The 17,800-nt window shown below is 39.8% G+C and carries 14 protein-coding genes; all 14 read left to right on the forward strand.

Going from position 1 to position 17,800, the window contains the following annotated elements:
• Positions 1-364: 364 nt before the first annotated feature.
• Complete coding sequence (locus SORDD05_RS00020; protein WP_000748532.1) at positions 365-2,323, forward strand: peptide ABC transporter substrate-binding protein; 1,959 nt, start codon at positions 365-367, stop codon at positions 2,321-2,323.
• 145 nt (positions 2,324-2,468) lie between these two features.
• Entirely contained in the window at positions 2,469-3,563 is a 1,095-nt protein-coding gene (locus tag SORDD05_RS00025; protein WP_061416376.1) for a cystathionine gamma-synthase, read from the forward strand.
• 7 nt (positions 3,564-3,570) lie between these two features.
• Positions 3,571-4,737, forward strand: a complete 1,167-nt coding sequence (locus tag SORDD05_RS00030) for a MalY/PatB family protein (RefSeq protein WP_061416379.1) — start codon at positions 3,571-3,573, stop codon at positions 4,735-4,737.
• A gap of 92 nt (positions 4,738-4,829) precedes the next feature.
• Positions 4,830-7,925 carry a pilus expression-regulating Snf2 family helicase gene (locus tag SORDD05_RS00035; RefSeq protein ID WP_061416382.1) on the forward strand — a complete coding sequence of 1,032 codons (3,096 nt, stop codon included), beginning with the start codon at positions 4,830-4,832 and terminating at the stop codon, positions 7,923-7,925.
• A 47-nt stretch (positions 7,926-7,972) separates the two neighbouring features.
• A complete protein-coding gene (locus tag SORDD05_RS00040) occupies positions 7,973-8,584 on the forward strand; it encodes a divisome accessory protein ZapJ (protein ID WP_061416385.1) in 612 nt (203 codons plus the stop codon).
• Between the two features lie 11 nt (positions 8,585-8,595).
• Positions 8,596-9,930 carry a UDP-N-acetylmuramate--L-alanine ligase gene (gene murC / locus SORDD05_RS00045; protein WP_061416388.1) on the forward strand — a complete coding sequence of 445 codons (1,335 nt, stop codon included), beginning with the start codon at positions 8,596-8,598 and terminating at the stop codon, positions 9,928-9,930.
• 10 nt (positions 9,931-9,940) lie between these two features.
• Positions 9,941-10,420, forward strand: coding sequence for a GNAT family N-acetyltransferase (locus SORDD05_RS00050; RefSeq protein ID WP_061416391.1), 480 nt, complete (start codon positions 9,941-9,943; stop codon positions 10,418-10,420).
• Positions 10,417-10,905, forward strand: coding sequence for a GNAT family N-acetyltransferase (locus tag SORDD05_RS00055; protein WP_061416394.1), 489 nt, complete (start codon positions 10,417-10,419; stop codon positions 10,903-10,905). Before SORDD05_RS00050 ends, SORDD05_RS00055 begins: the two co-directional genes overlap by 4 nt.
• A 62-nt stretch (positions 10,906-10,967) precedes the next feature.
• The gene (mltG, locus tag SORDD05_RS00060; RefSeq protein WP_081102425.1) at positions 10,968-12,662 is read left to right on the forward strand and encodes an endolytic transglycosylase MltG; all 1,695 of its coding nucleotides are present in this window, start codon (positions 10,968-10,970) and stop codon (positions 12,660-12,662) included.
• A gap of 62 nt (positions 12,663-12,724) precedes the next feature.
• Entirely contained in the window at positions 12,725-13,207 is a 483-nt protein-coding gene (greA, locus tag SORDD05_RS00065) for a transcription elongation factor GreA (protein WP_000818765.1), read from the forward strand.
• A 76-nt stretch (positions 13,208-13,283) separates the two neighbouring features.
• Positions 13,284-14,648: an amino acid permease gene (locus tag SORDD05_RS00070; protein WP_061416402.1), complete on the forward strand. Its 1,365-nt coding sequence runs from the start codon at positions 13,284-13,286 to the stop codon at positions 14,646-14,648.
• Between the two features lie 99 nt (positions 14,649-14,747).
• On the forward strand, positions 14,748-15,158 hold the full coding sequence (locus SORDD05_RS00075; RefSeq protein ID WP_081102426.1) for a GNAT family N-acetyltransferase: 411 nt from the start codon (positions 14,748-14,750) through the stop codon (positions 15,156-15,158).
• Positions 15,159-15,367: 209 nt separating this feature from the next.
• Entirely contained in the window at positions 15,368-16,636 is a 1,269-nt protein-coding gene (locus SORDD05_RS00080; RefSeq protein WP_125825821.1) for a DNA methyltransferase, read from the forward strand.
• Positions 16,637-17,800 (forward strand): ATP-binding protein (locus SORDD05_RS00085; RefSeq protein ID WP_196757188.1); only part of this gene is annotated, 1,164 nt, incomplete at its 3' end.

The following is a 17,800-nucleotide window of genomic DNA, read 5'->3' on the forward strand; positions in this document are numbered from 1 at the left end:
TTTTGTCAACTGTAGAGGGTGAGATCTAACTAAGCATGAGAGAGAATCAGATTGGTTCTCTCTTTTCTAACATTCAAAGTGACGAGAACTATCGCTCTAAATGTTCTAAAGAACTTAATGATGTCTTACTGGTTATTAATCACCGCCAAAGATAGTATCCAAATTACAAGATAGCTTTTAAAGCGCTTAGGAATAAGAGGTAAAAATATTACACTACTCATTGCATATACCTAACGAAATAGATAAAAATCTAAAATTTGTATAGAAAATAATATAATTTCGACCTTTTGTGACAGGAATTGCTTGACTAAATAAAACTAAAGCTGTATAATAAGGCAAATATCTAAAACAGGAGGTTCTGGAAATGAAAAAGTCTAAGGCCAAGTATCTGACACTGGCAGGTGTCGTGTTAAGCGCAGGTATCCTATTGAGCGCATGTGGGAACTCAGCAAGTTCATCTAAAACATATAACTATGTCTATTCTAGTGATCCATCTAGTTTGAACTATCTAGCAGAGAACCGTGCAACAACCAATGATATCGTTACCAATCTGGTAGATGGTTTGATGGAAAATGACCAATATGGTAACTATGTTCCATCTTTGGCAGAGGATTGGACCGTTTCCAAGGACGGTTTGACTTATACCTACAAACTTCGTAAAGATGCCAAGTGGTATACATACGAAGGTGAAGAATACGCACCGGTAACTGCTCAAGACTTTGTGACAGGTTTGAAATATGCGGCAGATAAAAAATCTGAAGCCTTGTACTTGGTTCAAGACTCTGTAGCAGGTTTGGATGACTATATCAACGGTAAAACAACAGACTTTTCAACTGTCGGTGTGAAGGCGATTGATGACCAAACAGTTCAGTACACTTTGACACGTCCAGAATCTTATTGGAACTCTAAAACAACTTCAACCATTCTCTTCCCTGTCAATGCGGATTTCTTGAAATCAAAAGGGGATGATTTTGGTAAGGTAGACCCTTCTAGCATTTTGTACAATGGACCTTTCTTGATGAAATCATTTGTTTCAAAATCTGTTATCGAATACAAGAAAAATCCGAACTACTGGGATGCTAAAAATGTCTTTGTGGACGATGTGAAATTGACTTACTATGATGGTAGTGACCAAGATGCCCTAGCTCGTAACTTTGTAGAAGGAGTCTACAGCTACGCGCGTCTCTATCCAAATAGCTCAAGTTTTGAAGGAATTAAAGAGAAGAACAAGGATAACATCATCTATAGTATGCAAACCGCAACTTCTTATTACTTGAACTTCAACTTGGACAGAAAATCTTATAACTTCACTTCTAAGTCCTCAGATATCGAAAAGAAATCAACACAAGAAGCAGTTCTGAATAAAAACTTCCGTCAAGCCTTCAACTATGCTTATAACCGTACAGCCTATGGAGCTCAATCTCAAGGGGAAGATGGAGCAACGAAGATTATTCGTAACCTAGTGGTACCTCCTACATTTGTAAGTATCAACGGAAAAGACTTTGGCGATGTTGTTTCAGAAAAGATGGTCAACTATGGTCAAGAATGGCAAGGAATCAACTTTGCAGACGCGCAAGATCCATACTACAATCCTGACAAGGCTAAAGCTAAATTTGCAGAAGCTAAGAAAGAATTGGAAGCTAAGGGTGTGCAATTCCCAATTCACTTGGATGTATCAGTTGACCAATCAGCTAAAAAAGGTGTACTTGAAGCAAGTTCTTTAAAACAATCCATCGAATCTGTTCTAGGAGCTGAGAATGTGGTTATTGATATCCAACAATTATCAACAGATGACTTCGATAATTCTAGCTACCTCGCTCAAACGGCAGCTCAAAAAGACTTTGATATCTATAATGGCGGTTGGAGTGCTGACTACTTGGATCCATCAAGCTATCTAGATATCCTAAATGTCAATAACGGCGGTATGTTGCAAAACCTTGGTCTAGAACCAGGTGAGGTCAATGACAAGGCTAAGGCAGTTGGTCTGGATACTTACACTCAAATGTTAGAAGAAGCTAACAAGGAGCAAGATCCAGCGAAACGTTATGAAAAATATGCAGAAATTCAAGCTTGGCTCGTTGATAGCGCCCTTGCAATTCCAAACGTTTCCCTTGGTGGAACACCTAGCTTGAGAAAGACAGTTCCATTCTCAGCACCATTCTCACAAGCAGGAAATAAGGGTGTGGAATCATACAAGTACCTCAAGTTACAAGATAAGACTGTAACGGCTGATGAGTATGAAAAAGCTAAAGAAAAATGGCTGAAAGAAAAAGAAGAATCAAATAAAAAAGCCCAAGAAGAACTGGCAAAACACGTTAAATAACCAGTCTATTCAACAGGAAAAACGATAGTTTCTCAAGGAACTATCGTTTTTGTATAGTTTGAAACTATAACTAGCTCTTGAAAAGAAGAAAATGAGTTGGCGAAAATAAGTGGTACAATAGTTACTATAGATTTGGAGGTATTGTATGAGCAAAGAACGACACATCAACACAATTTTGGCCCAGGCGGGTATCAAGTCAGATAAGACGACAGGTGCCTTGGTGACGCCGCTTCATTTTTCAACAACTTATCAGCATCCAGAGTTCGGTCAGTCTACTGGATTTGACTACACGCGCACTAAAAACCCAACTCGCAGTAGGGCGGAGGAAGTCTTGGCGGCAATCGAATCAGCAGACTATGCCCTAGCGACGAGCTCAGGTATGGCTGCGATTGTACTGGCTTTTAGTGTTTTTCCAGTAGGAAGTAAAGTCTTGGCTGTGCGCGATCTTTATGGGGGTTCTTTCCGATGGTTCAACCAAGTAGAGCAAGAAGGCCGTTTCCATTTTACCTATGCCAATACGGAAGCAGAGTTGATTGCTGAGCTGGAAAATGATGTGGATGTTCTCTACATCGAAACGCCAACCAATCCTTTGATGTTGGAATTTGATATTGCAAAACTAGCCAAACTAGCTCATGACAAGGGTGCTAAAGTAGTCGTAGACAATACCTTCTACAGTCCGATTTACCAACGACCAATCGAAGATGGTGCGGATATTGTCCTTCATTCGGCAACCAAGTACCTTGCAGGGCACAATGATGTCTTAGCTGGGGTGGTTGTGACTAATAGTTTAGAACTATATGAGCAACTGTTCTACAATTTGAATACGACTGGTGCGGTCTTGTCACCATTTGATAGTTATCAGTTGATTCGTGGTCTTAAGACCTTGTCTCTGCGTATGGAGCGTTCGACAGCCAATGCCCAAGAAGTGGTTGCTTTTTTGAAGGATTCGCCTGCTGTCAAGGAAGTGCTCTATACAGGCCGTGGAGGCATGATTTCCTTTAAAGTAGTGGATGAAAAACGAATTCCTCATATTCTAAACAGCTTGAAGGTATTCTCATTTGCTGAGAGTTTGGGTGGGGTTGAGAGTCTGATCACCTATCCGACGACGCAAACCCATGCGGATATTCCAGCAGAAGTGCGCCATTCCTATGGATTGACAGATGATCTTTTGCGTTTGTCTATTGGGATTGAAGATGCTAGAGATTTGATTGCGGACTTGCGCCAAGCTTTGGAAGGATAAGATAGATATGGGAAAATATGATTTTACAAGCCTGCCCAATCGTTTTGGGCACCATACCTATAAATGGAAAGAAGCGGAAGCTGATCGAGAAGTTTTACCAGCCTGGATAGCAGATATGGACTTTGTGGTTTTGCCTGAGGTTCGACAAGCTGTACAAGCCTACGCAGATCAGTTGGTCTATGGCTATACCTATGCTAGCGATGCTTTGATAAAGTCGGTTCAGGACTGGGAAGCCAGTCAACATGGGTATCACTTTGACAAGGATGCCATCGTCTTTATCGAGGGAGTGGTGCCAGCTATTTCAACAGCTATTCAAGCCTTTACAAAAGAAGGTGAGGCTGTCCTGATTAACACACCGGTCTATCCACCTTTTGCCCGCAGTGTCAAACTGAACAATCGCCGATTGATTACCAATTCTTTGGTGGAAAAGGATGGATTGTTTGAGATTGACTTTGACCAGTTGGAGAAGGATTTGGTAGAAGAGGATGTGAAGCTTTATATCCTTTGCAATCCCCACAATCCTGGTGGACGTGTTTGGGAAAAGGAAGTGTTAGAAAAGCTTGGCCATCTCTGCCAAAAACATGGTGTTTTGTTGGTTTCAGATGAGATCCACCAAGATTTGGCCCTCTTTGGTCACAAACACCAGTCTTTCAACACCATTGATCCCGCCTTTAAAGACTTTGCCCTTATTTTGAGTAGTGCCACTAAAACCTTTAATATTGCTGGGACCAAGAATTCCTATGCAGTTATTGAAAATCCCAAGCTTCGTGTGGCTTTCCAAAAACGCCAGTTGGCCAATAACCAACATGAAATCTCAGGATTGGGCTATTTGGCGACAGAAGCTGCCTACCGTTATGGCAAGGACTGGTTAGGAGAGTTAAAAGAAGTCATCGAGGACCACATTAACTATGTAGTGGATGTTTTGAGCAAAGAAACCAAGATTAAGGTCATGAAACCGCAAGGTACCTACTTGATTTGGCTTGATTTTTCAGCCTATGACCTAACGGATGACCGCTTGCAAGAGCTTTTGAAGAATGAAGCCAAGGTTATCTTGAACCGAGGTTTGGACTTTGGGGAGGAAGGAACCCTTCATGCTCGCCTCAATGTAGCTATGCCGAAGTCAGTACTGGAAGAGGTTTGCCAACGCATCGTGACCACTTTTGCTACACTTTAAAAATCCAGCCTTCTAGGAGAAAAGTCTTCCTAGAAGGCTATTTTCATAGGGGAAAATGTGGTATAATGAAAAGATAAGATAAAGGGGTAACTATGGCTAAATTGATTCCGGGAAAGTTGCGCATGGAGGGTGTTACTCTCTATGAAACAGGCAACATTGAGATTATCAAGGAAAAAGGGAATCGCCTCTATACTCGTGTGGCGGGAGAAGACTTGCGCTACAGTTTAGAGGATGATCTGGTTTTTTGTGCTTGCGATTTTTTCCAAAAAAGAGGTTACTGTGTTCACCTCGCAGCGCTCGAGCATTATCTGAAGAACGACGAAGAAGGCCAGGTGATTTTACAAGCCTTAGAAAAAGGACATGAAGAGCAAGAAGAGGTCGAAACTAAGGTTAGTTTTGGTGGTAGTTTTTTGGAGCGTATCCAACCTCAGAAGCGAGAGAAAATCTACACTTTGTCGGCTCAAGGCCAGGTAGAAGCTGGGACCAATCGCCTCCTTTGGACTCTCCGAATCGGTTTAGTTAATAGTCAAAAATATTATGTCATTCGAGACATCCCTCTCTTTTTGAAGGTCTTGGTCTATCGAAAGCCATATATGATTGGGAAACACTATGAAAATGACTTGTCTTGGGATGCTTTTGATACAGCTAGTCAAGATGTTATTACTTTTTTATGTGGCTTGATTGAGGAGGGACTGAGTCAAGACCTCTTTTTCCCCAATCAAGGTCGTCACCTCTTTTTCCCTCTGACCTTTTTTGAGCAGGGGGTAGAGTTGCTGATGAACTTGGAGGATTTTCATTTTGAACACCAGATTACTAGTTATGAAAATCTTCTCTTTCATGATCTAGATTCTGATGCGAAACTTTTCGCTTTTTCTGTGAAGGAGTATCCCGATTATTTTGAGATGGAGATTTCTGAGACTGAGAGAGTCAACGTATTCTATGGGGGAGCGGTTCTCTTTCGTAAGGGGAATCTTTATCTCTTAAACACTAAACAAATCAGCCTCCTAAAGGAAATCAAGGAGCTTCCTCAGGAAGAAAGAGGGAGAAAATGGCTCCAGTTTGACAACAGTGATCGTGACCGTCTGGCCGCCTGTTTGCCTTTGTTTGGACAGCTGGGCACAGTTTCTGCTCCAGAACGTTTACAAATACGAGCCTTTTCACCGATTTTTTACTTTGACAAGGAGAAGGATGGTCGCATCCGCTTGGATATCCAGTTTGACTATGGAGATGTTAAGGTTACTAGCCGTCAACAGTTGGAACAATTACCATTTTCAAGCGATGCCGTCTTGGAAAACCAGCTATTTCAAATCTGTTTAGGGGCTGGTTTTGAGGCTGATTTTCAGTCTTGGAGACAGGCTTTGAAGCCAGAAGCGGTTTATTCTTTCTTTCACCATACGATTCCAGCTTTTGAGAAATTGGGTCAGATTTTCTTGTCTGATGAGATAAATCAGCTCTACAGTGTCCAAGCTCCTCAGGTTCAGATTGAGTCCAAGGGAGGATTGTTGGAGATTCAGTTTGATTTCCAAGGGATTGCCCAAGAAGAGATTGATCAAGCTCTTAAAGCCCTGACCAGCAATCAGGATTTCTATATCAGTTCTTCTGACCAAGTGTACTTTTTTGATGAGGAAACCAAGCAGATTCGTCAAAATTTGCAGGAACTGGGGGTTGAGCTAAAAGATGGTTCTTTTCAAGCTCGAAAATCTCTGGCTTATAGCCTTTCTCAGGTTTTTGAAGGTCGAGACAGGATCTCCTTCACAGAGGAATTTCAGCATTTAGCTCATGATTTGACTCATCCAGAGGACTTTCCTTTGGGAGATATACGGGTTCAGGCGAATTTAAGAGACTACCAGGAAAAGGGTGTTCGTTGGCTCCAGATGCTTCATCACTATGGTTTTGGTGGCATTCTGGCAGATGATATGGGGTTGGGCAAAACACTGCAAACTATCGCTTTTTTGACTAGTCAGGTGACAGAAGATAGTCGGGTCTTGATTTTAGCTCCGTCAGGTTTAATCTACAATTGGGCAGATGAATTCAGGAAATTTGCCCCACAGTTGGATTTGGCTGTCGTTCATGGTTTGAAAACGAATCGAGAAGCGATTCTTTCTGAAAATCACCAAATCTATGTGACTAGCTATGCCACCTTTCGTCAAGACAGCGAGCTTTATCAAGAGATGGCCTTTGATTTTCTCTTCTTAGATGAAGCCCAAGTTATGAAAAATGCTCAAACCAAGATTGCCCAGAGTTTGCGCCAGTTTGTGGTACCAGCAGTCTTTGCTTTATCAGGAACGCCCATAGAAAACCATCTAGGAGAGTTGTGGTCTATCTTTCAAATCGTCCTCCCAGGGCTCTTGCCGAACAAGAAAGAGTTTATGAAATTACCAGCTGAGCGAGTGGCGCAGTTTATCAAGCCCTTCGTCATGAGGCGTAAGAAAGAAGAAGTCCTTACAGAACTGCCTGACCTAATCGAAGTCGTCTATAAAAATGAACTGGAAGACCAGCAGAAGGCCATCTATCTAGCCCAGTTGCAACAGATGCGAGACCGACTAGCCCAAGTGACAGATCAAGAATTCCAGAGAAGTCGGGTAGAAATTTTATCTGGTCTCATGCGTTTGCGCCAAATCTGCGATACGCCAGCTCTCTTTATGGACGATTACCAAGGAGCTAGTGGTAAATTGGATAGTCTCCGAGATTTATTGCTACAAGTGGCTGATGGTGGGCATCGGGTCTTGATTTTCTCACAATTCAAAGGAATGTTGGAAAAAATTGAGCAAGAACTACCAGACTTGGGCTTGACTTCCTTCAAAATCACAGGTTCAACTCCTGCTCAAGAAAGACAGGAGATGACCAAGTCCTTTAACCAAGGAGAAAGAGATGCCTTTCTCATCTCTCTGAAGGCGGGTGGTGTTGGTCTCAATCTAACGGGAGCTGATACGGTTATTTTGGTTGACCTCTGGTGGAATCCTGCTGTCGAAGCACAGGCTATCGGACGAGCCCACCGCATGGGGCAGGAGCAGATGGTCGAGGTCTATCGTTTGATTACCAAGGGAACCATTGAAGAAAAGATCCAAGAACTTCAAGAACAAAAGAAACATTTGGTTTCCCAAGTTTTAGATGGTACAGAGTCGCGTGCGAGTCTCAGTCTGGCAGAAATTCGTGAAATTTTGGGAATTTCTGAAGCCAGCACTTGAAAAATCAAAACAATACGCTATAATGAAGTGTTGAAAGGAAATACAAAATGAAACAAGATCGATTTCCATTGGTGTCAGATGATGAGATCATGCTGACCAAAATGCCAGTCATGGACTTGTACGATGAGTCAGACTTTATTAGCAATATCAAAGGTGATTACCGCGATAAGAACTATTTGGAATGGTCTCCTATCAATGAGGAAGAAACCGTAGTTTCTCCAGTGGTTAATAAGGAGTCAAAGCTGAGCCCAGAACCTAAAAAGGTTGAAAAAACGTATGCTGAATTGGCTCGAGAAGAGGCGCGTGCGGATCTGAAGAAGAAACGTTCAGCCAAGTATTTGACTCAGGATGTTAGTCATACTAGACGACACAATGGTTCAACACTTGTTCGTCAAGGAAACCAACCAACAGCACCATTTCAAAAGGAAAATCCAGGTGAGTTTGCCAAGTTTAGCAAAAACTTGATCCAGTCTCACTATATTCTAGCTGAAGAGGTTGGCCAAGTGGCGACTCCAACTCCGAAAACCCAAACGGGAAAAAATAAAAAGAACAACTATGATTTTCTAAAGAAGAGTCAAATCTATAATAAAAAGAATAAGCAAACAGAACAGGAACGTCAGGTTGCCCAAGAGTTGAATCTGACAAGAATTACTGAGTAGGGGAGAAAAGCATGTCAAAAACATATCATTTTATTGGAATCAAGGGATCAGGGATGAGTGCCTTGGCCTTGATGTTGCACCAAATGGGACACAAGGTTCAAGGATCAGACGTTGAAAAATATTACTTTACTCAACGTGGACTAGAGCAAGCAGGGATTGCGATTCTTCCTTTTGATGAAAAGAACCTACAAGGTGATGTGGAGATTATCGCTGGAAATGCCTTCCGTCCAGATAACAACGTTGAAATTGCTTATGCAGATCAAAATGGTATCAGCTACAAACGTTACCACGAATTCCTAGGTAGCTTTATGCGCGACTTTGTCAGCATGGGAGTGGCAGGAGCTCATGGAAAAACTTCAACAACAGGTATGCTGTCACACGTCTTGTCTCACATCACAGACACCAGCTTCTTGATTGGTGACGGGACAGGTCGCGGTTCAGCTAATGCCAAATATTTTGTCTTTGAATCAGACGAATATGAGCGTCATTTCATGCCTTACCACCCAGAATACTCTATCATCACCAACATTGACTTTGACCATCCAGATTACTTTACTAGTCTAGAGGATGTTTTCAATGCCTTTAACGACTATGCCAAACAAATTACCAAAGGTTTGTTTGTGTACGGTGAGGATGATGAGTTGCGTAAGATTACAGCCAATGCTCCAATCTATTACTATGGGTTTGAAGCTGAGGGCAATGACTTTGTAGCTAGTGATCTTCTTCGTTCAACAACTGGTTCAACCTTTACTGTTCACTTCCGTGGACAAGAGTTGGGTCAATTCCACATTCCAACCTTTGGTCGTCACAATATCATGAATGCGACAGCTGTTATTGGTCTTCTTTACACAGCAGGATTCGATTTGAACTTGGTCCGTGAACACTTGAAAACTTTTGCAGGTGTCAAGCGTCGTTTCACTGAGAAAATTGTCAATGATACAGTGATCATTGATGACTTTGCCCACCATCCAACAGAAATCATCGCGACCTTGGATGCGGCTCGTCAGAAATACCCAAGCAAGGAAATCGTAGCAATCTTCCAACCGCATACCTTTACAAGAACCATCGCCTTGTTGGATGATTTTGCACGAGCCTTGAATCAGGCAGATGCAGTCTACTTAGCGCAAATCTATGGATCAGCACGTGAAGTGGACCATGGTGATGTTAAAGTAGAAGACTTAGCCAATAAAATCAACAAGAAACACCAAGTCATCACAGTTGAAAATGTTTCTCCACTCCTAGATCATGACAATGCTGTTTACGTCTTTATGGGTGCTGGAGACATCCAAACCTATGAATATTCATTTGAACGTCTCTTGTCAAACTTGACAAGCAACGTCCAATAAGGAAAACCAGATGGAAATTCCAATCACTATAAGGCAAGCCACCTTATCAGATTTAAATGAAATTTTGGCGATTGAAGAGTCCAATTTTTCAGCAGACGAGGCAGTGAGTCGACAATCCTTAGAAGAGTGTATCCGCAAGTCTGCGGGTACCTTTCTTGTAGCTAGGGATGAAAATCAGCTCGTGGGCTATGTTCTTGGGGCTGAAGTGTCAGAAACACACACTCAAGCACTCCTAAACCTTGAAATCAAGCGTGTAGTCATTCATCCTGACCATCGTAGACAAGGTTTGGGAACTCTTCTCCTAGCCAGCTTAAAACAAGCGGCTGTAGAAGAAGGAGTCAAGTGTCTTCGTCTGACTTGCTCTGACGACCTCCTTTTTTACTTTGAGATGAATGGGTTTATCGAGGAAGAAGTGCCAGAAGCCCTGTATGCAAGCTCTTCGGAATGGAATCTGATTTGGGTCAATCCTTTTTATCAGGAGGAAATATGAAAATCAGACAAGCAAGATTTTCGGATTTGGACCGAATTTTAGAGATAGAGCTAGAGAATTTCTCCCTTGAAGAAGCCATTCCTCGTTCGGTCTTTGAGGCGCACTTACGTGAAATTCAGACCAGTTTTCTTGTAGCTGAAAGGGAGGGACGCATCCTTGGGTATATTGAAGGTCCAGTCGTCCCACACCGCCATCTACAAGATCAGTCCTTTACGGAAGAAGTAGAAGACCATAGTCATCGGTCTGGTGGCTATATCTCAGTAACGAGCCTGTCGGTAGCCAAGGAGGCACAGGCTTTGGGCGTGGGAAAAAGACTGTTAAGGGCTCTGAAAGAAGTCGCTTTAGAACATGAACGAGAAGGCATTAACCTGACTTGTCATGATTATCTTATCTCATATTACGAGAAACATGGTTTTGTCAATGAAGGACTATCCCAATCTACCTATGCAGGTGAGACCTGGTATAACATGGTTTGGAAACCTTGAAAACAAGAAATATAGTTGTAGAAAGGTATATTTTGTTGCTTTTCTGAGACTTTTAAGATATAATGTTATGGATTGCCAACAAGGAGGTAAAGCTTTTGAGCGAGAAATCAAGAGAAGAAACGTTAAGCTTTAAAGAACAGATTTTACGCGATTTAGAGAGAGTCAGAGAGAGAGAAAGAAGAGGGAAAGAAGAGGAAAGTCCGACCACCCCAACTCCATCTTCTCAAGTAACTCCACCCGCTCCTTCTGAACAAGAACCAAATCTTGCCACAGAAGGTTTAATGGTAGACTCTCTGTCAACTGTGGATGAAATCCTTAAAAATGCCCCAAGTGTGCCACCACGTCCAAGTTTTGAATCAAGCGAAGTGACAGCACCAGAATCAGAAGAGTCAAAACTAGAAGAGCCTGCACCAGCCAAGATTGATGCTGTAGAGCCTAAAAAGGAAGACAAAGAGTTTAACACTACTCCAACTAAAGTGGCTGTTTCCTATAAAACAGATGACAAAAAAGAAGAATCAGTCCCTCCTGTTGTGGAGAATGTAGTCCCGGCTCCAGTTGAGAAAGTTGATAACCTAGCGGATGCTCCACGACGCAGTCGTCGTGAAGGAACAAAGCCAGCTAAGAAAAAGAAGAAATCAAAAGCTAAAGGCTGTTTGCTAACTTTCCTAGTTCTCCTAGTGCTCGTAAGTATTGGTGGCTTCTTTGGTTATGGATACGTTCAAGAATCCTTGAAACCTGTTGATGCGAGCTCTAAGGATTATGTAACGGTTCAAATTCCAGAAGGTTCAAATATTCAAGAAATTGGGAGCACTTTGGAAAAATCTGGTTTGGTAAAACATGGACTTATCTTTAGCTTTTATGCTAAATATAAGGGCGCAGACTTAAAATCAGGTTATTACAACTTGAAGAAGAGCATGAGTACGGATGAATTGATCCAAGAATTGCAAAAGGGGGGAACTCCTGAACCTCAAGAACCAGCTCTTGCAAGCCTGACAATTCCAGAAGGATATACATTAGAGCAAATCGCTCAAACAGTAGGACAACTTCAAGGTGAATTTAAAGAACCTCTTACAGCGGATGCTTTCTTGGCAAAAGCTCAAGATGAGACCTTTATCTCTCAAGTAGTAGCCAAGTATCCAAACTTGCTTGGAAGTCTACCAACAAAAGATAGCGGGGTTCGTTATCGCCTAGAAGGTTACCTTTTCCCAGCAACTTATACCATCAAAGAAAGCACTACAGTTGAAAGTTTGATTGATGAGATGTTAGCTGCTATGGATAAGAACATGTCATCATATTACGCCTCAATTAAAGAAAAGAATCTGACAGTCAATGAATTACTCAGCATCGCTTCTCTTGTTGAAAAAGAAGGTGCCAAGACAGAAGACCGCAAGAAGATTGCTGGTGTCTTCTATAACCGCCTAAATCTCGGTATGCCGCTTCAAAGTAATATCGCTATCCTGTATGCCCAAGGCAAGCTTGGTCAAAAGATTAGCCTAGCGGATGATGCTGGAATTGATACAACGATTGATTCACCATACAATGTTTACACACACCTTGGTCTCATGCCTGGACCAGTTGATAGTCCAAGCCTCGATGCTATTGAAGCAAGTGTAAATCAGACAAAGAGTGAGTACTTGTACTTTGTAGCCAATGTCGAAGATGGTAAAGTATACTTTGCAACGACCAAAGAAGAACATGATCAAAACGTTGCAGAACACATCAATAGCAAATTACCTCAAGCAAGTAGTTCAAACTAAAATTATGTGGTTTTCCACATAATTTTGTTTTAAAAAAGTAAATAGAAAAGAAAGTTAAAAAAATGGCAGAAAAAACTTACCCAATGACCCTTGAAGAAAAGGAAAAACTAGAAAAAGAATTAGAGGAGTTGAAACTCGTTCGACGTCCTGAAGTCGTAGAGCGTATCAAGATTGCTCGTTCCTATGGAGACCTTTCAGAAAATAGTGAGTATGAAGCAGCGAAAGATGAACAAGCTTTTGTTGAAGGTCAAATTTCAAGTCTAGAAACAAAGATTCGCTATGCTGAAATTGTTAATAGCGATGCGGTTGCCCAAGATGAGGTAGCAATCGGTAAGACAGTAACAATCCAAGAAGTCGGTGAAGACGAAGAAGAGGTCTACATCATCGTCGGTTCTGCAGGTGCAGATGCTTTTGCTGGTAAAGTCTCAAATGAAAGTCCGATTGGCCGTGCTCTAATTGGCAAGAAGACTGGCGATACTGCAACGATTGAAACACCAGTTGGTAGCTATGATGTCAAAATCTTAAAGGTTGAGAAAACAGCCTAAATAGGATGAAAAAGGAGTAGTGAAGGTTTTACCTTGCTCAACTCCTTTTTGGTTTTTTGGATAAATAGGAGACTATATGAGTGAAAATAAGAAGAAAAATAAAATGGAGCGTGGATTAACCAATCGCCACGTTCAGGTGATGGCCATTGCTGGGACAATCGGAACAGGACTTTTCCTAGGTGCTGGTCGTTCTATCAGCCTTACTGGACCTTCTATCATCCTGATATACATGATTACAGGAGCCTTTATGTTTTTGATGATGAGGGCTGTTGGAGAGATGCTCTATCAGGATCCAGAACAACATACTTTTATCAACTTTATCACCCGTCATTTGGGGAAAGGCTGGGGTTATTTCTCAGTTTGGTCTTATTGGTTGTCTGTCGTCTTTATCGGTATGGCAGAAATCACTGCGATTTCGCATTATGTTCAGTTTTGGTTTCCTAGCTGGCCTAGTTGGTTGATTCAGATTGTCTTTTTAACGATTTTGGCCTTGGTCAATCTGATTGCGGTTAAGCTCTTTGGAGAAGTCGAGTTTTGGTTTGCAATGGTTAAGATTGTGGCTATTTTAGCTATGATTGCAACGGGAGCCTTTATGGTTTTAACTGGATTTGAGACGCCGCATGGTGCTGCAAGTCTGGCAAATATCAGCAATCAGTTCTCTCTTTTCCCAAACGGAGTCATGAACTTTGTCATGGCCTTTCAAATGGTATTTTTTGCCTATCTGATGATTGAATTTATCGGAGTGACAACCTCTGAAACGAAGAACCCTCGGGAGGTTTTGCCCAAGGCCGTTAAGGAAATTCCTCTCAGAATTGTCTTCTTCTATGGTGGAGCCCTATTAGCCATTATGTCTATCATTCCCTGGAGAGAACTTGCTTCTTCAGATTCACCATTTGTAACGGTTTTTGAGCTAGCAGGTATCAAGTGGGCGGCAGCTCTGATTAACTTCGTTGTTTTGACGTCGGCAGCATCTGCTCTTAATTCAACCCTCTATTCAACAGGGCGACACCTTTACCAGATTGCCCATGATTCACCCAATCGCTTCTTAAAAGCAATCAAGGCAGATACTCTTTCTCGTCACAATGTTCCGCAAAATGCCATTATTGCCTCAGCAATCTTGATTGCTCTAGCTGCCTTTATCAATGTTTTGCCAGGTGTTTCCGATGCCTTTGCTTTGATTACGGCGTCTTCATCAGGTGTTTACATCGCGATTTATATCTTGATCATGGTGGCTCATCTCAAATACCGCAAGTCACAAGACTTCATGGCGGATGGCTACCTCATGCCTCAGTATCGTTTCTTAAATCCTTTAACCATGCTCTTCTTTATCTTTGTCTTTGTAACCCTCTTTTTACAAGAGTCTACCTTCATGGGGGCAGTTGGTTCTGCTATCTGGATTATCGGTTTCGGAATTTATAGCCAGTGGAAATTTAGGAAATAAATCATGAACTCATCAACTTTGCTTGGTGAGTTCTTTTTAGTTTGACAGTCTATTGAAATAAGATTATAATCAAGCTGTAATAGTTCGAAGGAGGTTTGGATGCACTTTAGATTGGAAAATAAAGCGTCCCAGAAAGCGCAAGAAATTGGGAATCAAATTCGTGCTTATAATCGTTCCAAAAGAGAAGAGGCTGCAAGTGAGCCACTGAATCTTTATCTCGAAGACGAAAAGGGCAATCTTATGGCAGGCTTAGTAGCTGAGACTTTCGGAAATTGGCTAGAAATCGAATATTTGTTTGTGAAAGAGGAATTACGGGGACAAGGAATTGGCTCAAAACTATTGCAGCGAGCTGAAAATGAAGCCAAGAATCGAAACTGTCGTTTTTCTTTCGTGAATACTTACCAGTTTCAAGCACCAGATTTTTATAAAAGACATGGTTACAAGGAAGTCTTTACCTTGCAAGACTATCCCTACACAGGGCAAAGATACTATTACCAAAAGGATTTGTGACCTAGACTTCTTTCTTTTGGAGAGAAACTTAGCTAAGTATCAAAAAAGAACGAATACTCTTTATCATGTAAGATGGTAGAGAGTTTTTTGTTAATAGAGATCAATTCAATTTTCCTAAACAGATTAATTATATTATTTCTTTACGTCCAAAAAATTCTATGCTATACTTAGGGTGCATAGTAGAAAAATATTAGTCGGGGGCTAAATTGTTGAAGTCGAATTTAGTAGATAAAATAAAAGAAAAAGAAATTGATTACTGGGACTTTAAAAATGTAACTGCTTCAGGTATACATAAAATTAGTGCTTATCCAGCTACGATGGTTCCAGATATGCAATATGAATTAATTAAATTAATTAAAAGTGAAGATTTATCTATTACAAATATTCTTGATCCTTTTCATGGTTCTGGAACAACACTAGTGGAGGGTGAAAAGAATAACCTTTCTCCGATTGGCATAGATATTAACCCTTTAGCTAATCTTATTACAAAAGTTAAGTTGCAAGGCGTTAACAAAAAATATATAGATATAGCAAATAATAGGATTGAGAAATTTTTAAAAAGTGATAGTTTTGAATTTGACAAACACTATTTTTATAATATAGAAAAATGGTATCGAAAAGATTTTATAATAACGTTTAGTAAAATTCGTAGTGCTATTCAGAGAGAAAAATACAGATACGTAAGACAGTATTATTGGGTGTGTTTAATTAATATTTTAAAAAAATACAGTAATACAAGAAGTTCAACATTTAAATTGCATATAAAAGAGCAAAGCGCTATTGAAAAGATGGAAAACCACATCGTTGAAGATTTTATAAAGAGCATTAACGAATACTGTCAATTTTTACCTGATTATAACAGAAGTAAAAAAATTGATTTAAAAATAGGAAAATCGGAAGATATTTTATTTGGAATGAAGAGCGATTCTGTCGATTTGATTGTAACTTCTCCTCCTTATGGAGATAATTCAACTACTGTAACATATGGACAGTATTCTATGTTACCAATTTACTGGATAGACAGAAAAGATATGGAAAGTTTTGACGAGAAATTAATAGATAATTATTCAAGTATTGACTCGAATAGTTTAGGGGGGAGAATTAGAAGAATTAAACAAAACTATCAATCAGATTGTTTAAATAAGTATGTTGAAAGTATAGCCACGGATAAGAGAAAAAAAGTTATGAATTTTATAACTGACTATTTGGATGTAATGGGACAAATGGGACGAATTATAAAAAAGAACAAAAGAATTGTTTTAACTTTAGGCAATCGGCGAGTTGATAATAAAATGGTTCCATTATCTAAAGTTACTCAAGAATATTTTGAGAGTATTGGATTTGAATTAGAAGCATCTATTACAAGAAATATACCTATTAAGAGAATGCCGAGAAGGTTATCGAATGTAAAAGATAAATCAGTGGAATCAATGAGTCAAGAATATGTCCTGATATTAAGAAAAATAAAGGAGATTTAGATGTCTAATAATGTTGAACAGGTACCTATTACTGTAGCAGGTAATATACTGAGTGAATTGTCAGAAAAAATTCCCAATAATATTATAGCCTTGAATGAGTTGATAAAAAATGCCTATGATGCTAAATCACCTAAAGTGGATATTGTCTTAGATTCAAAGACAAAGCAACTAACTATTCGAGATTATGGTGAGGGGATGGATAAGGAGGGAATTGAAAAATTATTTCATATTTCTAGCAGTGATAAAAAATATGGGAAAGCTATACCGTATGACAGTGAGACTCGACGGTTAACACAGGGATCAAAAGGTCTAGGTTTTTTATCCGTTTTTAAATTTGGAAAAAGAGTATCATGGAAAACAGCTCAAAATGGTCAATTATCAGAATTTGCCGCAGATTTTGATTCTCTAGTTGCCGAATATAATATAACAGATAAACAGTTAGATATTACGGTTTCAAATTCTGATAGTTTTAGAGGTACATTAATCCAAATTGAAATTGATGATTACAATGTAGAGACTTTAAGTAAGTATTTTAGTGAAGAAAAAAATCGTAATAAGATTTTAAATTCTTTTATTGATGATAAAATACAAGATGGTAAAATTTCTGCTGACCAAAACTTTATCATAAACTTTAGTGTAGATGGGGAGTCTAAATCAACCGATTATAAAATTCAATTAAGAGAACAAAATAGCTCACAACAATTATTTAGAATACGATATTCTTCTGATAGTCAAGAGATTATTTTTAGTAAAGAAAATCAAGATATATATTCGGAAAAAATTACCTTTAATTCCAGTAAATATTCTATTGATATGGATTTAGTTGCTTATTCTTTGAAGGCGAATGGGAAGAGTAACATTAACTCGTTGTTTTATAATCCTAATACTAACGAGTTGACTCCTCTAATTTATATCAATAATAACTTATTTAACAATTATACTTTGTTTAATACAGAGTTGATGACAACTAAAAAATATAGTGAAGTATTAAAACAATTAATTGGATATATTTCAATTAAGTCTAGTGACCCTTCAATACAATTTAACTCTGATAGAACTCAATTTGCCCAAAGTGAGCTAACAGATGAAATTACACGATTTATTGAAAAATTAAATGAGGAAACTCAAAAAATTGGTAGTTCGTTAAAAAATGAATTAAGAGAC

Source organism: Streptococcus oralis (assembly GCF_001578705.1).
Classification (GTDB): Bacteria; Bacillota; Bacilli; order Lactobacillales; family Streptococcaceae; genus Streptococcus; species Streptococcus oralis_J.

Excerpts from the sequence above, each read along its gene's own strand:
- SORDD05_RS00020 (WP_000748532.1), top strand. The coding sequence starts at position 365 with ATGAAAAAGTCTAAGGCCAAGTATCTGACACTGGCAGGTGTCGTGTTA.
- SORDD05_RS00025 (WP_061416376.1), top strand. The coding sequence starts at position 2,469 with ATGAGCAAAGAACGACACATCAACACAATTTTGGCCCAGGCGGGTATC.
- SORDD05_RS00030 (WP_061416379.1), top strand. The coding sequence starts at position 3,571 with ATGGGAAAATATGATTTTACAAGCCTGCCCAATCGTTTTGGGCACCAT.
- SORDD05_RS00035 (WP_061416382.1), top strand. The coding sequence starts at position 4,830 with ATGGCTAAATTGATTCCGGGAAAGTTGCGCATGGAGGGTGTTACTCTC.
- SORDD05_RS00040 (WP_061416385.1), top strand. The coding sequence starts at position 7,973 with ATGAAACAAGATCGATTTCCATTGGTGTCAGATGATGAGATCATGCTG.
- murC (WP_061416388.1), top strand. The coding sequence starts at position 8,596 with ATGTCAAAAACATATCATTTTATTGGAATCAAGGGATCAGGGATGAGT.
- SORDD05_RS00050 (WP_061416391.1), top strand. The coding sequence starts at position 9,941 with ATGGAAATTCCAATCACTATAAGGCAAGCCACCTTATCAGATTTAAAT.
- SORDD05_RS00055 (WP_061416394.1), top strand. The coding sequence starts at position 10,417 with ATGAAAATCAGACAAGCAAGATTTTCGGATTTGGACCGAATTTTAGAG.
- mltG (WP_081102425.1), top strand. The coding sequence starts at position 10,968 with ATGTTATGGATTGCCAACAAGGAGGTAAAGCTTTTGAGCGAGAAATCA.
- greA (WP_000818765.1), top strand. The coding sequence starts at position 12,725 with ATGGCAGAAAAAACTTACCCAATGACCCTTGAAGAAAAGGAAAAACTA.
- SORDD05_RS00070 (WP_061416402.1), top strand. The coding sequence starts at position 13,284 with ATGAGTGAAAATAAGAAGAAAAATAAAATGGAGCGTGGATTAACCAAT.
- SORDD05_RS00075 (WP_081102426.1), top strand. The coding sequence starts at position 14,748 with ATGCACTTTAGATTGGAAAATAAAGCGTCCCAGAAAGCGCAAGAAATT.